General features: G+C 46.2%; 2 protein-coding genes. One reads left to right on the top strand and one right to left on the bottom strand.

Features of this window, described 5'->3' with window-relative positions; all coding sequences use genetic code 11:
• Positions 1–381: 381 nt before the first annotated feature.
• Positions 382–1,776, bottom strand: coding sequence for a Hint domain-containing protein (locus GJA01_RS15005; RefSeq protein WP_253783041.1), 1,395 nt, complete (start codon positions 1,774–1,776; stop codon positions 382–384).
• Here GJA01_RS15005 and GJA01_RS15695 point away from each other — a divergent pair.
• Positions 1,673–2,098, top strand: coding sequence for a hypothetical protein (locus tag GJA01_RS15695; protein WP_231875796.1), 426 nt, complete (start codon positions 1,673–1,675; stop codon positions 2,096–2,098). The two genes, GJA01_RS15005 and GJA01_RS15695, sit on opposite strands and share 104 nt — an antisense overlap.
• The last annotated feature ends 303 nt before the right edge of the window (positions 2,099–2,401 follow it).

Genomic DNA, 2,401 nt, shown 5'->3' with positions numbered 1-2,401 from the left:
TTACGCTTATTTCCTCGCCAACAGCCGACATCTGCTTGCTCCCCTAATTCGCCTGTCTGCTCAAGCGAACCAAAACAGACAGGCGGCGGTCGCCTACTTCACAGACATAATTTTTCCGAAATCGGCATCTACATATCAGACATAATTTGGCTCAATCTAGAAGCAGGATTACCGAAACGCAGGAAACCTAGGTGGACGACTTTTCGAGCCCCCACGTTGGTTGTCTGTGCATGGGACATGCATGAGCGCGATGGCTATATCCGTTCAATTGCAAGCCATTCTGGCCTTTAAGGTGTTGTTTATATCGCTTATTTAATCCCCGAAGTGCTTTCCAGGGAGCACCTTAACCCAGCGTTTTGCTGACGCTGGGTTAGTGTCACGTCAAGCCTGTAGAGCGTGTAGGTCAGCTTCAGCGTCTGAGGCCAGATATGGCCCCGAAGCGTGAACCTGAAGCGCCATGAGAGCAATACTTCCAATCGGCCGGGACCCAAGAGGCAAGAGCGCGCTTCCGTTTGTCCAGCGGCACAGGCCGTCCTCGACATTATTCCATCCGGACAGATTGATGTCCTGCAGATGAGATGTCAGGGTCTTCGTCGCGTGTCCCTCGAAAAGCTGGACGTCGCCGACCAGCAGGCCGAGCATACGGCGGTCATCCACGAACGGTCCGACAACATCACACGGGCGGCTTGCATTTGAAACAATCCGAACGTTTTCAACACCAGCCGGAATCATGAACATAATCCGATCATTATTCTTACGGATCGGGCGGAGCGTCGTACCGGTATCTGTGACCAAATGAAGATCGTTCTCCTGCGTCAGGGAGGGAGTATCAGTCATAAGAGGAGAATTGAGGTGAACAGCTCGTGTCTCAATCTGACGGAAGAGGGGTTCGACAAGATCACGGTCTACGGTCAAAGACGCTGCTGCATCCTCCCAGGACAGATTACGGGAAGGTGTCAGAGACACGACCTCTCCAGCCTGCCGAAACGCACTACGATTTCCAGTATCAAGATAACTCTCAGTCAGCATACCATCCGCCATGATAACTGAATGTTCTTCAGTTTCGATGTGGTAGTAATCGTAAGAGGTTATCGACGTGTCATAGAAGATCGAACGACCATTTACGAGCATACGGGCCGGAACGAATTTTCCATCAAAAAACAGACAGTGCTCGGCTGTGATGAGCATATCCTTGAACGGTACGCCGTCGGATACCGCGTCCTTCAGAATACGGACGGGATAGCCCGCCTGATCCCGTGGAAGATACGGTCGCACCGTACAATGCGCATGTCCCGCCCACGTGACAATATCTGTATATATCCCCCCGTCTTTATAACAGAGGACTTCGTCACCCATGACGATATCCTGCACGGCCTTTTTTCCATCGGGGACAGAAATAATCGAATCCCTCAGGAAGCAAACCAAGACTCCGTTCTGGCTTGTGTTATTTAATGGGGTCGAACTAATGAATAAATTTCCGTCCTGATATGACTGGAACAAATTATTATTTGTTCCATAGTCATAAAAATCTCCCGATACCGTGATTGTTTTTCCATTATCTGTAACGATATTCGTGCTATTTCCGTTCTTTGAAACGGAAACAACCTTTGTTGCGCCAGGAATTTCTATGGTTGATCCCGCATTCTCAAATCCTGATATACTTTGAAAAGAAATGACGGATACATTGCTTCCTGGGTTAATCAGAAGTGTACCACCACCTTTTCCGAAAGCTACTTTGGATCCACTTAAGGCAGAAATCGCAGCTTGGTTCTGCACTGAATTCAGGATCAGCTTTCCGCCAGAAGATATATTATATGTCGAACCAGAAAGGGCTGATATCGTCGAGGCACTATCCATGGAAATGGTGCCTCCATCTGCTGTGAATGTCGCTCCGGTCAGTGCATTAACAACGCCACCTGTCAGTCCAGTAACGGTAACAAAGGCGTTGTTGCTTGAGGTGACACTCCAAGGGTTTGCCAGGGAAATTAATGAGGGAGAAAAATTGACGGAAGCATTGACGTTTTTGCCTGAAAAATCAGCACTAGCTCCGCCAATCGATATTACTCCAAGGACCGGCACAGCTGGAACAAGAGTGTAACTCCCGCTTTTCGTGACAGTGTGGTTGTATCCATATATCAGCGACATCTTTTATACCCTCGTTAATTTATCGTTGACGTGCTTTAACTAAATATGTTGCAAAGAGCAACTGTGTGTTACTTTAAAATATTTTCATGTAATATAATTAGGTACTTAAAGTATTAACTCGTTAATAATTAATAGAATATACTTAAAAATACGACAATTCCTTGAATATCGGTTGGTTAACATTTAAATTAAATTATATCTTATTATATATCACTATTTACATAGTTTTATTTTGAGATTTAATAGGGTGCGAATT

It is taken from the genome of Gluconobacter japonicus, from assembly GCF_002723975.1.
Taxonomy (GTDB): Bacteria; Pseudomonadota; Alphaproteobacteria; order Acetobacterales; family Acetobacteraceae; genus Gluconobacter; species Gluconobacter japonicus.
This window is presented reverse-complemented; position numbering and strand designations above follow the sequence as displayed.